The 20,505-nt window shown below is 67.7% G+C and carries 12 protein-coding genes and 1 pseudogene; 3 read left to right on the forward strand and 10 right to left on the reverse strand.

What is annotated here, in order from left to right; genetic code table 11:
• Nucleotides 1–56: 56 nt before the first annotated feature.
• The 4 genes and pseudogenes from CSW63_RS06165 to CSW63_RS06180 form a co-directional block, all read right to left on the reverse strand.
• Nucleotides 57–1,967: a sialate O-acetylesterase gene (locus CSW63_RS06165; RefSeq protein WP_062094315.1), complete on the reverse strand. Its 1,911-nt coding sequence runs from the start codon at nucleotides 1,965–1,967 to the stop codon at nucleotides 57–59.
• Nucleotides 1,968–2,167: 200 nt separating this feature from the next.
• The gene (locus CSW63_RS06170) at nucleotides 2,168–4,588 is read right to left on the reverse strand and encodes a glycoside hydrolase family 3 N-terminal domain-containing protein (RefSeq protein ID WP_062094316.1); all 2,421 of its coding nucleotides are present in this window, start codon (nucleotides 4,586–4,588) and stop codon (nucleotides 2,168–2,170) included.
• Nucleotides 4,589–4,732: 144 nt separating this feature from the next.
• Nucleotides 4,733–5,363: pseudogene (locus CSW63_RS06175) on the reverse strand (hypothetical protein).
• 94 nt (nucleotides 5,364–5,457) lie between these two features.
• The gene (locus tag CSW63_RS06180) at nucleotides 5,458–7,422 is read right to left on the reverse strand and encodes a M61 family metallopeptidase (RefSeq protein ID WP_082749375.1); all 1,965 of its coding nucleotides are present in this window, start codon (nucleotides 7,420–7,422) and stop codon (nucleotides 5,458–5,460) included.
• Between the two features lie 185 nt (nucleotides 7,423–7,607).
• Between CSW63_RS06180 and dnaG the strand changes: the two genes are divergently transcribed.
• Nucleotides 7,608–9,539 carry a DNA primase gene (gene dnaG / locus CSW63_RS06185; protein WP_062094318.1) on the forward strand — a complete coding sequence of 644 codons (1,932 nt, stop codon included), beginning with the start codon at nucleotides 7,608–7,610 and terminating at the stop codon, nucleotides 9,537–9,539.
• A 416-nt stretch (nucleotides 9,540–9,955) separates the two neighbouring features.
• Nucleotides 9,956–11,914, forward strand: coding sequence for an RNA polymerase sigma factor RpoD (gene rpoD / locus CSW63_RS06190; RefSeq protein ID WP_062094319.1), 1,959 nt, complete (start codon nucleotides 9,956–9,958; stop codon nucleotides 11,912–11,914).
• A 165-nt stretch (nucleotides 11,915–12,079) separates the two neighbouring features.
• Here the strand turns inward: rpoD and CSW63_RS06195 are convergent, their stop codons facing one another.
• The 5 genes from CSW63_RS06195 to CSW63_RS06215 form a co-directional block, all read right to left on the reverse strand.
• Nucleotides 12,080–12,346 (reverse strand): DUF2798 domain-containing protein, encoded by a 267-nt coding sequence (locus CSW63_RS06195; protein ID WP_062094320.1) that lies wholly within the window; start codon nucleotides 12,344–12,346, stop codon nucleotides 12,080–12,082.
• A gap of 167 nt (nucleotides 12,347–12,513) precedes the next feature.
• Complete coding sequence (locus CSW63_RS06200) at nucleotides 12,514–14,151, reverse strand: M56 family metallopeptidase (protein ID WP_062094321.1); 1,638 nt, start codon at nucleotides 14,149–14,151, stop codon at nucleotides 12,514–12,516.
• Nucleotides 14,148–14,531: a BlaI/MecI/CopY family transcriptional regulator gene (locus CSW63_RS06205; RefSeq protein ID WP_062094322.1), complete on the reverse strand. Its 384-nt coding sequence runs from the start codon at nucleotides 14,529–14,531 to the stop codon at nucleotides 14,148–14,150. The genes CSW63_RS06200 and CSW63_RS06205 overlap by 4 nt, the downstream gene beginning before the upstream one ends.
• Nucleotides 14,532–14,649: 118 nt before the next feature.
• On the reverse strand, nucleotides 14,650–15,165 hold the full coding sequence (locus CSW63_RS06210) for a glycine cleavage system protein R (RefSeq protein ID WP_062094323.1): 516 nt from the start codon (nucleotides 15,163–15,165) through the stop codon (nucleotides 14,650–14,652).
• 52 nt (nucleotides 15,166–15,217) lie between these two features.
• On the reverse strand, nucleotides 15,218–16,108 hold the full coding sequence (locus CSW63_RS06215; RefSeq protein WP_062094324.1) for a LysR family transcriptional regulator: 891 nt from the start codon (nucleotides 16,106–16,108) through the stop codon (nucleotides 15,218–15,220).
• A 99-nt stretch (nucleotides 16,109–16,207) separates the two neighbouring features.
• Here CSW63_RS06215 and ilvD point away from each other — a divergent pair, with 99 nt between their 5' ends.
• On the forward strand, nucleotides 16,208–18,064 hold the full coding sequence (ilvD, locus tag CSW63_RS06220; RefSeq protein WP_099503908.1) for a dihydroxy-acid dehydratase: 1,857 nt from the start codon (nucleotides 16,208–16,210) through the stop codon (nucleotides 18,062–18,064).
• Between the two features lie 236 nt (nucleotides 18,065–18,300).
• Here the strand turns inward: ilvD and katG are convergent, their stop codons facing one another.
• Nucleotides 18,301–20,484: a catalase/peroxidase HPI gene (gene katG / locus CSW63_RS06225; RefSeq protein ID WP_062094326.1), complete on the reverse strand. Its 2,184-nt coding sequence runs from the start codon at nucleotides 20,482–20,484 to the stop codon at nucleotides 18,301–18,303.
• Nucleotides 20,485–20,505: the final 21 nt, after the last annotated feature.

Here is a 20,505-nt window from a genome sequence, read left to right on the forward strand (position 1 = left end):
ACCCCGGTGTGATCACACTTGGCTTCGAATTCTTACTTAAGGGGGCGCTTCGCTGTTCACTGAACCTCAAGCTGGAACGGCCCCGCCGGCAGACCTGCGGCGTCGAACAGGTTGAAGGTCGGGCTGTCGGACCAGGCGAAGCGGACCCTGGAGCCGGGACCGCTGAGCACCACCGAGGTCCCGTCGATGCGGCCGTCGACCCAGCGGCAGGCGATGTCGCACAGTTCAAAGCCAATCACCCGGTCCGAGCCACGCGAGACCAGACGGCCGCCGCCCACCTGGGCGAAGCTGACCACCACGGTGTCGCCCGTCCGCTTGGCGGAGACGACCTCGGGACCGGTGGTCACCGGCTCGCCATAGAGGCGGCGGGCGGCCAAGGCCAGGCGCCGGCCGACCTCCTGCTTGTTGGCAGGGTGGATGTCGTAGGGATCGCCGATGTCGTGGGTGACCACCAGACCGGCGCGCGGATCGGCGGCGACGGCGCGGCGCTGGGCGTCGCGCAGGGCTGCGGTCCCGGCAGTCAGGCCGGGCGCGGTGGCGAAGCCGCCATAGTCGGCCAGTTGCACGACCAGGGCCGGCATGTCGGGTGATTGTCCCTGCCGCCGCTCGGCCATGAAGGCGCTCAACAGGTTCATATAGGCCTTGTCGCGGCCGACATTGGTCTCGCCCTGGTACCAGGCCAGGCCCGCATAGGCGTAGGGCCCCATCGGGGCGAGCATGCCGTTGTAAAGGGTAGAGACGCCCGCCAGAGTGTCCCAAGGCGCACGGGGCGGATCGCCGCCGGCGCGCGGTTCGATCCGATAGGTCCAATCGGTCAGCGGCAGCGCGGTCCCATCGGCCAGGGTCAGGACGCGCTTGGCCGGATCGCCGTACATCCCGCCGTTGGCGTAGGTGTCGTAGGCTGAGACCACGAGAATGTTCTTGCCGGCCTTCAGCGAGCCGGCGGGCAGGGCGTAGCGGCGGTCCAGCCAGGCGCCAGAGGTCGCCCCGACCCCCACGCCGTTGAGATAGGTGGTGTCCATCTCGTCGATCTGGGCGAGGCCCAGAGTGGCGGCCTGGGCGGCTTGGGCGGGGGTCAGCTCGATCTCGGTCTTGAACCAGACGACGCCGTTGAACTCGGCCAGGGCCGGGACGCCCCAGCGCTCCCAGATCCCGAGGCCTTGGGGCGCGGCGGTCCAGGTTCCGGCGCCGGTCCAGGGCGCCTGCGCCGCCTGGCCGGGATTCTTGGCGCTCCACCAGGCCTTGATCACCTCGCCCCAGCGGCGGCTGGCGGCGTCCTGGTCCTTGATCGACAGGTTGAGGACCTCAATGGCCTCGTCATAGCCGCCGACCTTGCGCAGCGCCGTCGGCGTCATCCAGGCCTCGATGCCCGAACCGCCCCACGAGGCATGGATCAGCCCCAGCGGGACGTTGCGGGTCTTCTGCAACTCGCGGGCGAAGTAGAAGCAACTGGCCGAAAAGCCGCCGACGTTCTCCTTGTTGGTCGGCTTCCAGACGGGCGGCTTCTTGTAGTCCTTGGCGGGCGAGCGGGCGTCGGCCTTCTCGATCGTGGCCATGCGGATGGTGTCGTTGGCCGCGCCGTTGTTGATCTGGTTCCAGGCGTCGCCCGAGGCGGAGACCTGCATCTCCATGTTCGATTGGCCCGAGCACAGCCAGACATCGCCGACCAGGACGGCCGACGCGCTGGCCTTGGCCGAGGCGGTGGCGGCGGTGATGGCGTAGGGGCCGCCGGCGGGCGTGGCCGGGAAGTCGACGCGCCAGGCGCCGTCGGGACCGGCCTTGGCGGTCAGGGTCTGGCCGGCGAAGGAGGCGGTGACGGTCTCGCCCGGCTTAGCGGTCCCGAACACCGGCAGGGGGCGGTCGCGCTGGACCACGGCGTGGTCGGCGAACAGGCCGTTCAGCAGAGATTGGGCGTGGGCCGGCGAAACGGCCAGGGCGGCCAGCAGGATCGGCGCGAGACGGCGCATGGTTTGCTCCCTTTTGGCCGCCTTGTTGGCGGTCTTAGATTTCTTCGACTTCCCCGGCGAACGCCGGGGCCCAGATTCATCCGAAGCGCTTTAGGAGTGACTCGCCAACGATCTTGGCAAGGCCCGCGGCCCTCGTGGGTTCGATCTGGGCCCCGGCATTCGCCGGGGAGACCGGAATTTTTTGAACGCGTCGACGGCGCTTAAACCACCGTCAGCGTCGCCTTCTTCAGGTCGACCGAGTTCGGCCCCACCATGATCGAGAAGTCGCCGGGCTCGACGACGCGCTTCATGTCCAGGTTCCACATCGACAGGTCCGAGGGCTTGATCTCGAAGGTGACCGTGGTCCTGGCGCCGGGGGCCAGGGTGACGCGCTTGAAGTGCTTCAGCTCAAGCACCGGACGGGTGACCGAGGCGGCCTCGTCATGGACATAGAGCTGGACCACCTCGTCGCCGGCCACCTTGCCGGTGTTGGTCACCTCGACCTCGACCTTGACGCTTTCGCCCGGGCCGATCCGGGTCTTGGCGAGGCGGGGGGCGGAGATGTCGAAGGTGGTGTAGGACAGGCCGAAGCCGAACGGGTAGAGCGGGGTCGTCTCGCCATCCAGATAGCCGCGGCGGGCCGTGGGCTTGCGGTTGTAGTAGATCGGCAACTGGCCGACGTCGCGGGCGATGCTGACCGGCAGCTTGCCGCCCGGATTGGCGCGGCCGAACAGCACGTCGGCGGCGGCGTGGCCGGTCTCCTGGCCAAGGTACCAGCCCTCGACGATGGCGTCGGCGCGTTCCTTCAACAGGTTGATCGACAGCGGGCGGCCGTTCAGCAGGAAGACGACGGTCGGCTTGCCGAGCTCGAAGATCGCCTTGGCCAGATCGTTCTGCTGGCCCATCAGGTCCAGGCTGTCGCGGTCACCCAGGTGATTGTCGGCCCAGGCCTCGCGGCTGGTCTGCTCGTTGTCGCCCAACACCATGACCACGACATCGGCCTTCTTGGCGACCTCGACGGCCTCGGCGATCAGCTTGGCGTTGACGGCCGGGTCGGTGAACTTGACCTCGTCCTGCGCCCAGATGCGCTGTTCGGTGATCCGCACGGCTTCGGCGTAATCAAGCTGGAAGCCCTGAGCCTTGGCTTCGGCGGTCAAGCCCTCGTGGATCGAGACCACATGGCGCGGTACGTCCGAATAGCCGCCGATCGGCGTGTCCTTGGCGTGCGTGCCCAAGAGGGCCAGGCGCTTGATCTTCTTGCCGTCCAGCGGCAGGACGTTCTTGTCGTTCTTGAGCAGAACCACGGCCTTGCGGGCGGCTTCGCGGGCCAGGGCGACGGCGTCAGGCGTTGCAGTCTTGGCGTCGGCGGTCTTCTCGTCGCAGTAGGGGTTCTCGAACAGGCCGGCCTGGAACTTCATCTCCAGCACGCGGGCGACGGCGGCGTCGACTTCGAATTGCGGGATGCGACCGGCCTTCACCAGTTCGGGGATCAGGACGTAGGCTTCGCCGTCCGGAAGCTCGACATCGACGCCAGCGTGCATCGCCCACACGGCGGTGTCGGCCAGCTTGTCGGTCATCTTGTGACGGCTCGTCATCTCCTTGATGGCGAAGTAGTCGCTCTGGACCGAGCCCTTGTAGCCCCATTCCTCGCGCAGGATCTTGGTCAGCAGCCAGCGGTTGGCGTGCGAGGGCACGCCGTCGATCTCGTTGTACGACGGCATCACCGACCGCACCGGCAGTTCCTTCACCGCGCGCTCGAACGGCGGGAAGAAATTCTCGCGCAGGGTTCGCTCGGCGATCTGGGCGGGGCCGACGTTGGTGCCGTTCTCGGGCTGGCCGTGGCCGGTCATGTGCTTGAGGGTGACGAACACCTTGTCCTTGGCCAGCGGCAGGGTCGCGCCTTGGAAGCCACGGATGGCGGCCAGGCCGATCTCGGCGCAGACGTGCGGGTCTTCGCCGTAGGTCTCCTCGATGCGGCCCCAGCGTGGGTCACGAGCCACGTCGACGACGGGCGCCAGGGCCAGGTTCGAGCCGCGGGCGCGCATCTCGCGGGCGGCGACGGCGAAGATCTTCTCGGTCAGTTCGGGATCGAAGGTCGAGGCCAGGGCGATCGACTGCGGGAAGCTGGTCGCGTCGCGCGCCACATAGCCGTGCAGCGCCTCGTCGTGCATCAGCAGCGGGATGCCCAGGCGCGTCTTCTCGACCGCCCACTTCTGGGCGGCGTTGGTGTAGCGCGCGGTCTCGACGGCGTTGCGATTGACCGCGCCGTCGTCGGCGCCGGCGGCCGCGCCGATGACGGTCACCGGCTTGGCGCCCTTGCGGTCCGAGGGGCGCGAAATCTGTCCGAGGCCATTGGGGAAGTTCTTGGTGGCCTGCTCGGGCGAGAACTCGCCTTCCGGCGTCTGGATCTTGTTCTTGGTCAACCAGATGCCGATCAACTGGGCGGCTTTCTCCTCCAGCGTCATGCGCGAGAGCAGGTCCTGGACGCGTGCGTCGATCGGCTGCGCGGGGTCCTTATAGAGCGGCTTGTCGCCCGACTTCTTCGGGGCCTTGTCGGCGGCCAGGGCGAAGCCAGGCGCTGCGGCGGCCGACAGGGCCGCGAGGCTCGCGCCGAACAGGCGGCGGGTGAGGGTGGTGGTCATCCGGTCGTTTCCCCGAGGCTGAGCGTGACGCTAGCGGCTCTCAGTCGCCGCTGTTGCCGGGCACTATGGGGGCGGTTGTCAGACCACTCAAGCAAGAAATGGTACCGGTCTCATTTCTTGTCGTAGAAACTGCTCTTGGATCGCTCAGTGCAGTGGGCCAGACACGGGCGACCGGGCGGTCGGCCGGCTGGCCTCGTCCATCCAATCGGGCCAGATGCGATCGGTCCAGCCCGCCGCGCCATATTGGCGGCGCAAGATGCCCAGCCATTGGCGCAGGTGCTCGGTCGCCATGGACAGACGCGCCGCGCCGCCGTCCTCCGATCGGAAGGTCAGGGCCGCGCCCTCTCGGCCTGACAGAATGTCCACCGAGTCGACGCGCCAACTGGCGGCGGGCGCCGTGGCCTCGACGGCGGGTTGCGGCGGCAGGGACGCCTCGGCCGCCTGTTGGGCGAACTCTTGCAACAAGGCGTCGCTGTTCGAGTCCGCACGCTCCAGACCCCCGGTCAGACGCGGGACGAGCAGGTTCAAAAGTCGCTGGGTGAGCCACAGCACGATGGTCGCGCCATCGGCCGTCTCGCCACTGATCCGAATACGGTCCTCGACCGGGACATACTCGGTGGTCACGCGTTGGAGTTCGGGAGCGTCCGTCATCTCGTTTCCGGCCAAGCCTGAACAGGCCTTGTAACCGCAGTCGATCGCCCGCGAAGTCGGGAAAATGAAAAAGGGCCCGCCTGGGAGGGGTGCGGGCCCTTTTTTGGTACGCGTTCAGAGGGATCGAACAGGACGGAAGATGACTCAAACGCCGCTCTTCCGCCCTTCCCCATATCGTCGCAGGTCGCGAACGGGTCGCAACGCTGCGATGGGTGTCGCTATTTGCGCGGCGTCAGGATGTCGCCGAGGCGATCGGGAACCCCGGCGATCCGCTCCAGCCGCGGGTACCGCAGGCCGCCGCGATAGTCGATCTTGACCATCTTGTAGCGTGCGCCGTCCTTGATCAGCAGCTCGACGAGCGGGTTCTCGGGTTTGGCCGCCGCCTTGACCGCAGCCTTCAGCTTGTCGCTATCAAGCTGCTCGCCATTGACCGCCACGACGGTCAGGCCTTGGGTGAGCCCAGCCTTGAACGCCGGACCGCCCCATTGGACGTCCGAGATGACGCCATCCGAACCCACGGTCAGGCCCAGCGAGTAGGTCAGGGCGGTGTTCTTGGCGCGGGACTCGGCCGACTTCATGAATTCGGTGGGCGTGTCGGTATAGACCAGCTTGTAGCCGCCGCGCCCCAGACCATCGAGCGGCGCTTCTTCCTGGACCTTCTGGATACGGGTCTTCAGGAAGGCGGCCCAGTCGTTGGCCACCACGCCGTTCAGGGCCGCGACCACGTCGTCGAAGGTGTAGGTGCGCGGCACATACGAGCCGTTGTCGACGCCGAAGAAGGCCTTGGCGAAGTCGTCCAGCGACTTTTTACCGCCCGTCTTCTCGCGGATCACCGTGTCGGCGTCGAGCCAGACCAGCATGCCTTCGGAGTAGTAGTCCTCGCTGCGCTGCCACGAAAGCCACGACAGCGGACGACGGTTGGCGATGATCGGGTCATTGGTGGTGTCCTGCACCGGACGCCAGTCGCGGCCCCGACGGTTGTCGTAGGCGGCGGCGGTGGCGGCGATGGAGTCCATCGCCTGCTGCTTGGTCAGCAGGCCCGAGCGCGCGGCCAGGACGTTGCCCCAGTACTGGGTCTGGCCCTCATAGACCCACATCAGGCTGTCGCGCATCGGCACGTTCAGGTTCGGCGTCCACAGGTCGGCGGCGCGGCGGAACTTGCCGTTCCAAGAGTGGGTGTATTCGTGGCTGAGCAGGTCGCGGCCCACGAAGCTCTTGTCCCACTCGGTGAAGTACTTCGGCGTGACGCGGTTTTCCGATGAGCGGTGGTGCTCCAGGCCGATGCCGCCCAGCTTGTCCGACAGGGCGACCAGGAAGTCGTAGTGGTCGTAGTGGTGCGAGCCGAACACCTTGTAGGCCTGCTGCACTAGATCCTTGTGGACCTGGATATGCTCGGGCTTGGCCTCCAGCAGTTCGGGGCTGTCGGCGACCATGTTCAGGCGCACGGGCGCGGGGCCGGTCGGGTCCAGATCGATCGACTTGAAGTACTTGCCGGCGAAGATCGGCGAGTCGACCAGGGTCTCGACCGTGGTGGGCTTGAAGGTCGTGACCTGACCTTCGACCTTGGCGGTCTCCAGCGCCGAGGCCAGCTTCCAGCCTTCCGGCAGCTTGATGCTGGCCTCGATCGGGATTTGGCGCGTGTAGTAACCGGCGGGGTACAGTGCGACCTGCAGCCATTGCAGGTTCAGCATCTCGGGCGTCACCTGGATCCGGCCGATGCGGCTCTCGACCGCCGTCAGGAACTGATAGCTGACCTGGATTTCCCGGGCGTCGGCGGGGACGTCGACGTGGAAGGCGTGGACGCTGATGACATCGCGGGTCCACGGGATGCGCTTGCCGTTGGCCGTGACCACCAGGCCCGCCAGCTTGTCGAGGTCGTTGCGCGGCGAGTGGCCGCCCGGGACCCACTGCGGATACAGGAAGATGAAGTGCCCGGCCTTGCTCACCGGAATGGTCGTGGTGACGGTCCAGATCTTGCGGTCCAGATCGGTGGCGTCCACCGCCAGCTTGAGCGGGCCAGCCGCGTAGGGGATGTCGCGGGGCGCTGGGATCGGCGCGGTGGGGGCGGCCGACTCCGGCCAGGGCTGCGACGCGGCCGGGCTAGGGACTTGGGCCAGAGCGGCGGTCGCGGCCAGGGACAGGACGGACACGGAGAAGAGCAGCGCTTTCACGAAACACCCCAATGCGGCGCGCGGGCGTGCTCCCCGCGACGAAGAAGCTGGGATGTTTGTGGCGTCGGCGGACGGTTGTCGAGGGTGGGTGAGCCCATTTTTCCACCTGTCTTCGCGGTGGGGCCGTGTCTCGCAGGCGCCAACCTGTGATAGGAAGAACGCCCCCTGGCCACCGGCCAGAACCTCGCCCTCGGACCATGCGTTTCGACGATCGCTTCCTCGAAGAACTGAAGTCCCGCCTTCGCCCGTCCGACGTGATCGGAAAGTCGGTGAAGCTGCGGCGGCAGGGGCGCGAATATGCGGGGCTATCGCCGTTCACCAAGGAAAAGAGCCCGTCGTTCTTCGTCAACGACGAGAAGGGCTTCTACCACTGCTTCTCCAGCGGCAAGCACGGCGACATCATCAGCTTCCTGCAGGAGACCGAGCGGCTGACTTTCGCCGAGGCGGTCGAGCGACTGGCGGCGGAAGCGGGCATGAGCCTGCCCGAGGTCGACCCCCGCGCCGCGCGCGAGGAACAGAAGCGCTCGTCGCTGGGCGACTGGATGGAGCTGGCGGCCGCCTGGTTCGAGAGCGAGTTGCGCCGTCCGGTCGGCCAGGCGGCGCGGGCCTATCTTGAAAAGCGTGGCCTGCCCGAGAGCGAGTGGAGCCGCTTCCGCATCGGCTTTGCGCCCAATAACCGCACGGGGCTGAAGGACTATCTGATCGCCAAGGGCGCCAAGCCGGGCGACCTCGTTGACGCCGGGGTGCTGATCGCGCCCGAAGACGGCGGCCAGCCCTATGACCGCTTCCGCGACCGGATCATCTTCCCGATCACCGACAGCCGGGGAAAGGTCGTCTCGTTCGGCGGCCGGGCGATGGATCCGAACGCCCGCGCCAAGTACCTGAACGGCCCCGAGACCAGCCTCTTCCACAAGGGGCGGGTGCTGTACGGCCTGTTCGAGGCCCGCAAGATCCTCCACGCCGGCCAGAGCGGCGGCGAGAAGCCGCCGATGGTGGTGGTCGAGGGCTATATGGACGTCATCGCCTGCCAGCGCGCCGGCGTGCCGGCCGTGGCGGCCATGGGCACGGCCCTGACCGAGGAGCAGATGGAGGGCCTCTGGCGCCTGCATCCGACGCCGACCCTGTGCTTCGACGGCGACAAGGCCGGCAAGCGCGCCGCCGACCGCGCCATCGACCGCGCCCTGCCGCTGCTCAAGCCCGGCCGCTCGTTCCTGTTCTCGATGCCGGTGGGCGGCAAGGACCCCGACGATGTTTTGCGCGAGCAGGGCCCTGCAGCGCTGAAGGCCCAGCTGTCGGACGCCAAGCCCTTCGTCGAGGCCCTGTTCGAGCGCGAGCGCGATCTTGAGCCCTTCGACACGCCCGAGCAGCGCACCAACCTCAAGGTCCGCCTGCGCACCCTGGCGGCGACCATCGCCGACAAGGACCTGGCGCACGCCTACAAGGAAGAGCTGCTGGACCGGCTGGACGAGATGCGCGCCGCGCGCCGCGTCAAGTCCGACGCCAGCGACGCGGGCCGCGCCCTGTCGCGGGCGCGCTGGGACAACGCCCCGCGTCGTCCCTGGGGCAAGCCGCGCCTGGAGGGCGCCACCGCCGAGGGCCGTCAGGCCGCCGCCGCCCTGCACCAGGCGCCGCGTCCGTTCTCGGCCGCCCTGCTGATCGCCGCGATCCGCGATCCCAAGGTGGTCGACGACCGCATCGAGGTGCTGATGAACCAGGGCTTCGGCGACGAGCGGCTGGACGCCATCGCCCAGGAACTCGTCAATCTGCGACTGGAGACCGATCACGTTGAGGCCGGCCTGCTGAAGGGGCGGCTTGCTTCGGCCGGCTATGACGAGGGCGTGCTATCCTCGTTGGAGCGCGCGGCCGCCCATGTGAAGGCGCTGGATGTCGCCCAGAGCGCGGCCCAAAGCCCCGAGGAAGCGATCCGGGGACTATGGTCCCAGGCCTTCGATCTGTTGCTGCGATTGACGGCCCTGGAGCGCGCCGTCGACGACGCCAAGACCGACCTCGCCGACGAAAGCGATTTCCAGACCCTCCTGCGGCTCAAGACCGAGCGAGACGCGGTCAAGCGCCTGATCGAGAGCGGCGGCTGGACCGATCCGGCGCTGGTCTCGCAGGTGTTGCACTAGGGTTGAGGGCGAAATCGGCGCGCCAAACGCCGAAACCGTCCACATCCATCTTGACTCTGGCGTCACCCAAAGCCACATGCCGACTCAAGGATTTGCCACGCAGCTGACTGACATCACTCGGGCCGCCAGAGCGCGCGCCCTTATCGAAACAGGATGTCACCCTCGCCGCCGCCTCAGATCCCCAGCGGTCGCCGACCCGTTCAGGGAAAAGCCTGCCGTGCTCGTCGCCTGGACCTCCGCCGGTTTCCCGCGGAGCGCTTCTACATGGCGGACCAGAGCGCGAGCGAGCAGTCTGACGGGAACGTGATCCTTGGGTAAGCGCTGATCAAGGCGCGGATCAGGCAGGCAAGCCATTTCGACAAGGATTTTATCGATGCGGGCCTCGCGGGGGCGACGCGTCGACTGCGGAGAGCTTGATGAGCAACAATTCCTCGGCCGAGACGGAAGCGCCCGAAACCACCGGTGGTGACGGCCCCCTGCTCGATCTGACCGACGCTGGCGTCAAGAAGTTCATCAAGCAGGCGAAAGCCCGCGGCTACGTCACGATGGACGAGCTGAACAAGGTGCTGCCGTCCGAGGAAGTGAGCCCAGACGCCATCGAAGACACGCTGGCCATGCTCAGCGAGATGGGCGTCAACGTGGTCGAGGCCGAGGAGGACGCCGAAAACGCCGAGGGCGGCGAAGTCGCCACGCGCGACGAGAACACGGCCGTCATCGCCAGCGACAAGCCCGCAGCCTACGACCGCACCGACGACCCGGTACGCATGTACCTGCGCGAAATGGGCTCGGTGGAGCTGTTGTCGCGCGAGGGCGAAATCGCCATCGCCAAGCGTATCGAGGCCGGCCGCGACACGATGATCCGGGGCCTGTGCGAGTCGGCCCTGACCTTCGAAGCCATCATGGTGTGGCGCGAGGAACTGGGCACAGGCCGCATTCTGCTGCGCGAAGTGATCGACCTGGAAGCCACCTACGCCGCGATCAACGGCGTGGCCGCCGCGCCGGCCGCCGAGGATGACGATGGTCCTGCCGAGCCGGTCGACGATGAAGCCGGCGAGGCCAAGGCCGAGGGCGCCGAGGGCGAGGACGAAGACGATTTCGACGACGGCGCCGGTCCCACGGTCAGCGCCATGGAAGGCGAACTGCGCGAAGGCGTGATGGCCATTCTGGACGCCATCGCCAGCGAGTTCGAGAGCTTCCGCAAGCTGCAGGACAAGCTGGTCGGTAGCCGCCTGAAGGGCGAAGACCTCTCGGAAGCCGACCGCAAGGCCTATGAAAGCCTCTCGGCGACCATCATCCAGCACTTGAAGACGCTGAAGCTGAACAACAACCGCATTGAGGCTCTCGTCGAGCAGCTCTATGCGATCAACAAGCGCCTGATCGGCCTGGAAGGCCGCCTGCTGCGCCTGGCCGACAGCTACGGCATCAGCCGCGCCGAGTTCCTGAAGGCCTATTTCGGCGCCGAGCTGAACCCGACCTGGACCGAGCAGGTCAAGGCGATGGGCGTGCGCTGGACCAAGTTCGTCGAGAACGACAGCCAGTCGGTGCAGGACATCCGCCAGGAAATCGCCGCTCTCGCCACCGAGACCGGCGTGCCGATCGACGACTACCGCCGTATCGTCCAGACCGTCCAGAAGGGCGAGCGCGAAGCCCGTCAGGCCAAGAAGGAGATGGTCGAGGCCAACCTGCGCCTCGTGATCTCGATCGCCAAGAAGTACACCAACCGCGGCCTGCAGTTCCTGGACCTGATCCAGGAGGGCAACATCGGCCTGATGAAGGCGGTCGACAAGTTCGAGTACCGTCGTGGCTACAAGTTCTCGACCTACGCCACCTGGTGGATCCGTCAGGCGATCACCCGCTCGATCGCCGACCAGGCCCGCACGATCCGTATCCCGGTGCACATGATCGAGACGATCAACAAGATCGTCCGCACCAGCCGACAGATGCTGCACGAGATCGGCCGCGAACCGACCCCCGAAGAGCTGGCCGAAAAGCTGGCCATGCCGCTGGAAAAGGTCCGCAAGGTCCTGAAGATCGCCAAGGAGCCGATCAGCCTCGAAACCCCGATCGGCGACGAGGAAGACAGCCACCTGGGCGACTTCATCGAGGACAAGAACGCCGTCCTGCCGATCGACGCGGCCATCCAGTCCAACCTGCGCGAAACCACCACCCGCGTGCTGGCCTCGCTGACCCCGCGTGAAGAGCGCGTGCTGCGGATGCGCTTCGGCATCGGCATGAACACCGACCACACGCTGGAAGAAGTCGGTCAGCAGTTCTCGGTGACCCGCGAACGCATCCGTCAGATCGAGGCCAAGGCCCTGCGCAAGCTCAAGCACCCGTCGCGGTCGCGCAAGCTGCGCAGCTTCCTGGACAGCTAAGACATGGCGAGGGCGGCTCTCACGAGCCGCCCTTTCTGTTTGCGCGGTCGCCTAGAGCATTTTCCGATAAGTGTGAAACGGTTATCGGATCGAAAAATGCTCTAAACTTTTGAAATAGAGCCCTTTTTATCCGATCTGATTGGTTCAATCAGATCGGAAAGGGCTCTAGCGCGCCGGCGGGGCCACGATCAGGCCGACGATGCGCCGCACCAGCGGCAGCACCAGCAGCAGCGTGGGAAAGGCCACCAGCCACGACAGACCCCAGGCCGACATCCAGGTCGCCGCGAACCCGGGCGACAGGCCCACGGATCGCAAGGTCGAGATACCCGAAACCACGAAGGTCATGATCACCGACAGCACCAGGGGCATGACGACGGCCGCGTAGCGGGCGGGCAGGCGCTGGAACGTGATGATCGAGGGATGAGATTGCATCGAGAGTCTCACTGACGAGGTCCGGCCATTTCGCATCCACCGGAGAAGCTCCGGCTGTCCGGCCGGAACCGGAGAGGATGCGTTGCCTGACGTGAGACGCTTACGGTCGCGGAAGCGACAATGGCTCCTTAGCGTCTTTGCGAGAAACTCGCAAGTGGCGTCAATGATCAGCTATCTGCCGCCCGGCGCTCCAGTCGGTCCGCCTGGCGCTCCATCTCATCCGCCTGGGCGGGCATTCGCCGAGCCACGGCCTTCAACTCCTCGTCCGTCACGGTCTGGCCGCGCGCGTGGTTGTCGGCGATCTGCTGGGCGCGGTAGGCCGGGTCGCGTAGGCGGGCGGCTTCCTCGCGCAGCTGGCGCGCCCCGGCGCGCATCTGTTCTGCGCCCCTGGCCATGTCGAGACGGGTCTGCTTCATCGCGACGACGCGCGCGCGCTCTACCGCCTTGCTGGCCTCTTCGCTGACGCGGCGGGCTTCTTCCGCAGAGAGGCGGGCCTGCCGGGCGTGAACGCCAGCCTCGCGGGCGGCCGCCTCGATCTCGTCGCGATGCGCTTCAACCTGGCGGCGGATGTCCTCGGCGTTGACGCGGATGGCCTCGGCCTGGGCCCTGGCCCATTCGGCCTGCGCTCGCGCCTGGGCCCTGTTCCAGTCCGCTTGAGCGCGCGCCTGGACCCGATCGTAGGTCTCCGAGGTTTCGGCGAACGGGGCGGGCGGCGCTGGTGGCGCGGGCGGAGCGGGGATCGCGAGAGGCGCCGCCTTGGCGGCCGGCGCGGGAGGAGCCGGTTCAGCCGGCGGCGCGGGCGGCAGGGGCGTGCTTGCAGCCCTGGCGGGCGCGGTCGACGGGAGCGGCGGCGCGACCTGGCGGGTCACGGCGAAGGCGCCCAGCGGCGCGGCGACCAGCGCCAGGGCGCCGACTCCGAGCGCGACGGTCAGCGGGCGACGGCGGGTAGGCGTGTCGGTCATGATGCTGGCGATCCTCGATTTCAGGGTCCGGCTGTCGGCGGCCATCGGTAGCGAGGCGACCGGGGTGAGCAGCGGCGTGGGATGGGCGGCCAGGCGCACGAGCGTGCGGGCGTAGAGAGCGCGGTCGACGAAACCGAGCGCGGCGGCGTCGGCGGCCTCCTCCGACCGCTGGCGCAGCACCGCGTGCAGGCGCCAGACCAGCGGGTTGAACCAGAAGATCGCCAGCACGACGCGCGAGATCAGCAGGAAGATCCAGTCGTGACGGCGCAGGTGGGCCAGCTCGTGGGCCATGATCGCCGGGGCGGCATGGCGCTCGGTCAAGGTGGCCGGATCGATCAGGATGGCGCCGGGCGCGACGCCCCAACTCAAGGGACCGGCGACACGGTCGGAGCAGACAAGGTTGGGGCGGTCGGCAGGCGGCAACTCTTCGATCGGCCCCAACCAAGCCGGGCAGGTGACGGGATCGGCCTTCCGAGTCCAGCGGGTCAGGGTCTGGAGCCCCAGGGCCAGCCGGGCGCCGATCAAGGCGGCGCCCAGCAGCCACAGGCCGCCCAGGATCGCGCCCGGGGTCATCCAGGCCGGAGCCGGCGTGGCGGGGAGGGGCGGGGCGGCCGGAGCGCTCAGCAGGGCGACAGGGGCAGCCTCGATCGGCGGCAAAAGGGCCAGCTCGATCGGCGGCAGGGCGTTCATGATCACCGGCAGGGCCAACAGCAGGCAGACGGTCCCGCGCAGGATATCGACCCGCTCGACGGGGCGCTGTGTCAGGTGACGCGAGGCGGCCAAGCCTACGCCGGCGATAAGGCTGGACTTGACCAGCAGCGAAATCAGCAGCGTCCAGGTCATCGCTTGTCCTCTCCGTCCTGGGTGGCCTTGTCGATCATCGCCTCGAGGGCGGCGGCTTCTTCGGGCGTCAGCTTCTGGCCAAGGCCCAGCAGGGCGCTGGCGGCGCTGGCGGCCGAGCCGGCGAAGAAGGTGTCGATCAGCCGCCTCAGGGCCCCGACCGCGACGGTCTCGGCGCCCTGGACGGGGCGATAGATAACGCCGTGCGCGCCGGACGAACGCTCGACCAGGCCCTTGCTCTCCAGCCGGACGAGCAGCGTCCGGACGGCGGAGTCGCTCAAGGGGTCGGCGAGGGCGGCGCGGACCTCGGCGGTTGTGCCGCTTTCCAGGCGGCACAGGGTCTCGAAGACCTCACGTTCGCGTCGGGGCAGGGTGTCGATCAAGGGCGACCTCCGCAGGCTCAGTTCGCTACACCTGTAGCGCTACATTTGTAGCGACGAAAGTGAACTTGCTGTAATGCGGAGGCGGGTCTCGCCAAGCTCGCCAGCCCGGCAAGCCTGCTTAGCTCTGCCCCACCGTCACATCGACCATGATCTCGCCGGAGATGTCTTCCAGAGCCGCCTGCACCGCAGCGGCCGACAGCGTGGGCGGCAGACGCAGGCGGGCGTCCATGTGGAACAGCGGCGCGCCGGAGTGCGGTTCGACGCTGAGGCGGGTCTCGAAGGTCTCGATATTGGCGTGCAAGCTGCTCAGGACGGCGGTCACCTGGGCGACGATGCCCGGACGGTCCTGGCCGACGACGCCAAAAGCGACGGTTTCGCCCGACGCGGCCTGCGGCGCCTGGGCGGGGGCGATGCGGACTTCCAGTCCCTGTGCGTCGACTTCGGCGACGGCCGTGCGCAGGGCGTCCACGGATCCGGCCTCCAGCGCTACCAGCACCGAGCCGACATAAAGTCCGCCCAACTGGCTCAGATGGCTCTCCAGCCAGTTGCCGCCGGCTGACAGCACGGCCTTGGCAAGGGCCTCGGTGAGGCCGGGCCGGTCACTGCCGACGACGCTGAGGATCAAGTTGGCCATGAAAACTCCCCGGGAACGATTGACCTGAACCAGCCACGCACGCCCCCCGTCGTCAATCCTGGGCGAATGCGGGTTCGGCGGCCAGCCCCAGGAGGCCGCCCAGGGTCGGCGTCGCGTCGTCCCGCCGCCAGACGAGGCCCGTCTCGAGGATGGGGGGATCGACGAGGTCGACATAGCGCACGCCCGCGCGCGCCAGGTTGCGTAGCGAAGCTGGCACCAGCGCCATCCCGAGACCGGCCGAAACCAGGCTGATGATGGTCTGCATCTGGATCGCCTCCTGGACGATCCGGACCGGCTGGCCCCGCGCGGCGACATAGCCGGTGACCAGATCGTGGAAGGCGGGGGCGACGGTACGGGGGAACAGCACGAGCGGCGCGTCGGGCAGGGCGCCAAGGTCGAGCGGTCCGTCCAGGTTCCAGCTTGAGGGCGTTGCGGCGACCAGCGGCTCGGACAACAGACGGCGATAGGCCAGGCGCCCAGGCAAGGCTCGGTTCGGCGGTGGAATGATGATCCCCGCATGCCGCTCGCCGTCCAGGATGGCCGGCACCTGCACGTCGCTGGTGGCCTCGACCAGCTGGATTTCGACGCCTGGAAAGGCCTCGGCGTAGCGCCGTACCAGATCGGGCAGGACGCTGTAGTCGGCAGTGCTGACGAACGACAGCGACAGATATCCCGTCTGCCCGTCGCGCAGGCGGCGGGCGGTCTCGGGCAGGAGGTCGATGGCGGCCAGCGCCTCGCGCACATGCGGCAGCCACTGCCGACCCAGCGGGGTGAGTTCCACGTGCCGCTTGGTGCGCGCGAACAGCGGGGCGCCGACGGCCTTCTCGAGCGCCTGGATCGACTGGCTGAGCGGCGGCTGGGTTATCCCCAGCCGCTCGGCGGCGCGCCCAAAGTGCAGAGTCTCGGCCACGGCGGCGAAGTGACGAAACTGGCGGATATCCATACTGATATGTCCATCGACCTAATCGGGCGTGACTAATATATTTTTAGATCAAAGCGGGGCGCCGTAGAAAGACCCCACGATCGACACTGGAATTCTCCGATGCCTCCCTATCGCTCACGCACCTCCACCCATGGCCGCAACATGGCCGGCGCCCGCGGCCTCTGGCGCGCCACCGGCATGAAGGACAGCGACTTCGGCAAGCCGATCATCGCCATCGCCAACAGCTTCACCCAGTTCGTGCCGGGCCACGTGCACCTGAAGGACCTGGGTCAGCTGGTCGCCCGCGAGATCGAGGCGGCCGGGGGCGTGGCCAAGGAGTTCAACACCATCGCCGTCGACGACGGCATCGCCATGGGCCACGGCGGGATGCTGTACTCGCTGCCCAGCCGCGACCTGATCGCCGACAGCGTCGAGTACATGGTCAACGCCCACTGCGCCGACGCCATCGTCTGCATCTCCAACTGCGACAAGATCACGCCCGGCATGCTGATGGCCGCCATGCGCCTGAACATCCCGGTGGTCTTCGTTTCCGGCGGGCCAATGGAGGCCGGCAAGGTCACGGTGAAGGGCAAGATCAAGGCGCTGGACCTGGTCGACGCCATGGTCGTGGCCGCTGACGACAGCTATTCCGACGAAGAGGTTGAGGCGATCGAGAAGGCCGCCTGTCCGACCTGCGGCTCGTGCTCGGGCATGTTCACCGCCAACTCGATGAACTGCCTGACCGAAGCCTTGGGCCTGTCGCTGCCCGGCAACGGCTCGGTGCTGGCCACCCACGCCGACCGCGAGGCCCTGTTCAAGGAGGCCGGCCGCCTGATCGTCGATCTCTGCCAGCGCTGGTACGAGCAGGACGACGCCACGGCCCTGCCGCGCGGCATCGCCACCCGAGCCGCGTTCGAGAACGCCATGAGTCTCGACATCGCCATGGGCGGCTCGACCAACACCGTGCTGCACCTCTTGGCCGCCGCGCACGAAGGCGGGGTCGACTTCAGCATGGCCGACATCGACCGGCTGTCGCGCCGCGTGCCGTGCCTGTCGAAGGTGGCTCCGGCCAAGAGCGACGTGCACATGGAGGACGTTCACCGCGCCGGTGGCGTCATGGCCATTCTCGGCGAGTTGGAGCGCGGCGGTCTGATCGACGCCAGCCAGCCCACCATCCACGCCGCGACGCTGGGAGAGGCTCTGGCTCGCTGGGACATCGGCCGCACCAACAGCCAGACCGCCCACGAGTTCTTCAAGGCCGCGCCGGGCGGCAAGCCGACCCAGGTCGCCTTCAGCCAGGCCGCGCGCTGGGAGGAGCTGGACCTCGACCGCGAAAAGGGCGTCATCCGGTCGGTCGAGCACCCGTTCTCCAAGGACGGGGGCCTCGCTGTTCTGTTTGGCAACCTGGCCCCGGAAGGCTGCATCGTGAAGACCGCCGGGGTCGACGAGTCGATCCTGACCTTCCGGGGTACGGCCCGCGTGTTCGAAAGCCAGGACGCGGCGGTCAGTGGCATCCTGGGCGGTCAGGTCAAGGCCGGCGAGGTCGTGGTCATCCGCTACGAAGGTCCCAAGGGCGGACCCGGCATGCAGGAGATGCTCTACCCGACCACCTATCTGAAATCTAAGGGCCTGGGCGCGGCCTGCGCCTTGATCACCGACGGCCGCTTCTCGGGCGGCACCTCGGGTCTGTCGATCGGCCATGTCTCGCCCGAAGCTGGCGAGGGTGGTCTGATCGCGCTGGTGGAGACCGGGGACTCGATCCTGATCGACATTCCGACCCGCGGGATCACGCTTGAGGTCTCGGACGATGTGCTGGCCGCCCGCCGCGAGGCGGAGCTCGCGCGGGGCAAGGCCGCCTGGACGCCCAAGGAACGCCAGCGCGAGGTCAGCCCCGCTCTGCGCGCCTACGCGGCCATGACCACCAACGCCGCCCGCGGCGCGGTCCGTGACGTCAGTCAAGTGGAGCGGTCGCGGTAGAGTCTGGTCCCAATTGCGAAGGCCGAAGCTCCCTATACCCCAAAGATAAAATCCCCATGTCATCCCGGAAGCCTCGCAGAGGCTATCCGGGACCCAGGGGCCGGCGCACTGCGGTTGCCCCTGGGTCCCGGCGCTACAGCCCGCTACGCGGTCTTCCGGCCGGGATGACACGCTGACTCCCAACGCGAACACACCCAAGAAAAAGGCCCCGGCGTTTCCGTCGGGGCCCTTCCGCCTTAAGCCGCCAGATCCAGGCGGTCGGCGTTCATCACCTTGTTCCAGGCAGTGACGAAGTCGCAGACGAACTTCTCTTGCGCGTCGGCGCAGGCATAGACCTCGGCGAAGGCCCGCAGTTCGGCGTGGGAGCCGAAGATTAGGTCGACGCGGGTCGCCGTCCAACGCGGCTCGCTGGACGTGCGGTCGTGACCGGCGAAGGCGTTGGCCGCCGTCGGGCTCCAGGTCGTGCCCATGCTGAGCAGGTTGACGAAGAAGTCATTGGTCAGAACGCCCGGACGATCGGTGAACACCCCGTCCTTGGAGCCGCCGGCGTTGGCGTCCAGGACGCGCAAGCCGCCCACCAGAACCGTCATTTCTGGACCCGACAGGCCCAGAAGCTGGGCGCGGTCGACCAGGGCTTCTTCCGGGGCCATGAAGTGCTTGCCCGGACCGCGATAGTTGCGGAAGCCGTCCGAACGCGGTTCCAGGGCCTCGAACGAGTGGGCGTCGGTCTGTTCGGCCGAGGCGTCCATGCGGCCCGGCGCGAATGGCACCGTGACGCTGGTCCCGGCGTCCCTGGCCGCCTTCTCGATGGCCGCGGCGCCGCCCAGCACGATCAGATCGGCCAGCGAGATCTTCTTGCCGCGACTGGCGGTGGCGTTGAAGGCCTGCTGGACGCCTTCGAGGACCGCCAGAACCTTGGCCAGGACCGACGGATTGTTGACCGCCCAGTCCTTCTGCGGCGCCAGCCGGATGCGGGCGCCATTGGCCCCGCCGCGCTTGTCCGATTTGCGATAGGTCGAGGCCGAGGCCCAGGCGGTCGAGACCAGTTCCGACACCGACAGGCCGGTGGCCAGGATCTTGGCCTTCAGGTCCGCGATGTCCTGGTCATCAACCAGCGGGTGGTCGACGGAGGGGATCGGGTCCTGCCAGATCAGCTCTTCCTTCGGGACCAGCGGGCCCAGATAGCGGCCGATCGGGCCCATGTCGCGGTGGGTCAGCTTGAACCAGGCGCGGGCGAAGGCGTCGGCGAACTGGTCCGGGTTCTCGTAGAACCGGCGCGAGATCTTTTCGTAGGCCGGGTCGAAGCGCAGGGCCAGGTCCGAGGTCAGCATGCGGGGCGCGTGCTTTTTGTTGGGATCATACGCGTCCGGGATGTCGGCCGGGGCGTTCTTGGCCTGCCACTGCTTGGCGCCGGCCGGGCTTTCGGTCAGCTCCCACTCGAACTTGAACAGGTTGTCGAAGTAGTGGTTGCTCCAGTGCGTCGGCGTCTGGGTCCAGATCACTTCCGGGCCGCCGGTGATAGCGTCGGCGCCCCTGCCCGTGCCGTACTTGCTCTTCCAGCCCAGGCCCTGGTCTTCGATCGCGCCGCCTTCCGGCTCAGGGCCGATGAGGGAGGGATCGCCCGCGCCGTGTGTCTTACCGAAGGTGTGGCCGCCGGCGATCAGGGCGACGGTTTCCTCGTCGTTCATGGCCATGCGGGCGAAGGTCTCGCGGATGTCGCGCGCCGAGGCCAGCGGGTCGGGATTGCCGTTCGGGCCCTCGGGATTGACGTAGATGAGGCCCATCTGGACTGCGCCCAGGGGCGAATCCAGCTCGCGCTCGCCGCTGTAACGCTCGTCGCCCAGCCAGGAGCCTTCGGGGCCCCAGTAGAGTTCTTCAGGCTCCCACTGGTCGGCGCGGCCGCCGGCGAAGCCGAAGGTCTTGAAGCCCATCGACTCCAGGGCGACGTTGCCGACCAACACATAGAGGTCGGCCCACGACAGCTTGGCGCCGTACTTCTGCTTGATCGGCCACAGCAGGCGGCGGGCCTTGTCGAGGTTGGCGTTGTCCGGCCAGCTGTTCAGGGGCGCGAAGCGCTGCTGCCCGCCGCCCGCGCCGCCGCGGCCGTCGGTGATGCGGTAGGTGCCGGCGCTGTGCCAGGCCAGGCGGATGAAGAGACCGCCGTAGTGGCCGAAGTCGGCCGGCCACCAGTCCTGGCTGTCGGTCATCAGGGCGTGCAGGTCGTTGATGACCGCGTTCAGGTCGAGGGTCTTGAACGCCTCGGCGTAGTCGAAAGCTTCGCCCATGGGATTGGAGCGCGGCGAATGCTGGTTCAGCCCTTCCAGGCGCAGGTTCTGCGGCCACCAATCACGGTTGGCGCGACCACGACCGTGGCCCATCGGGCATTGGCCCGCGATATTGTCTTCGACCTTGGCGTCCATTGGCGTGTTCCTTCGCGCGGG

It is taken from the genome of Caulobacter sp. FWC26, assembly GCF_002742645.2.
In the GTDB taxonomy this organism is placed as follows: Bacteria; Pseudomonadota; Alphaproteobacteria; order Caulobacterales; family Caulobacteraceae; genus Caulobacter.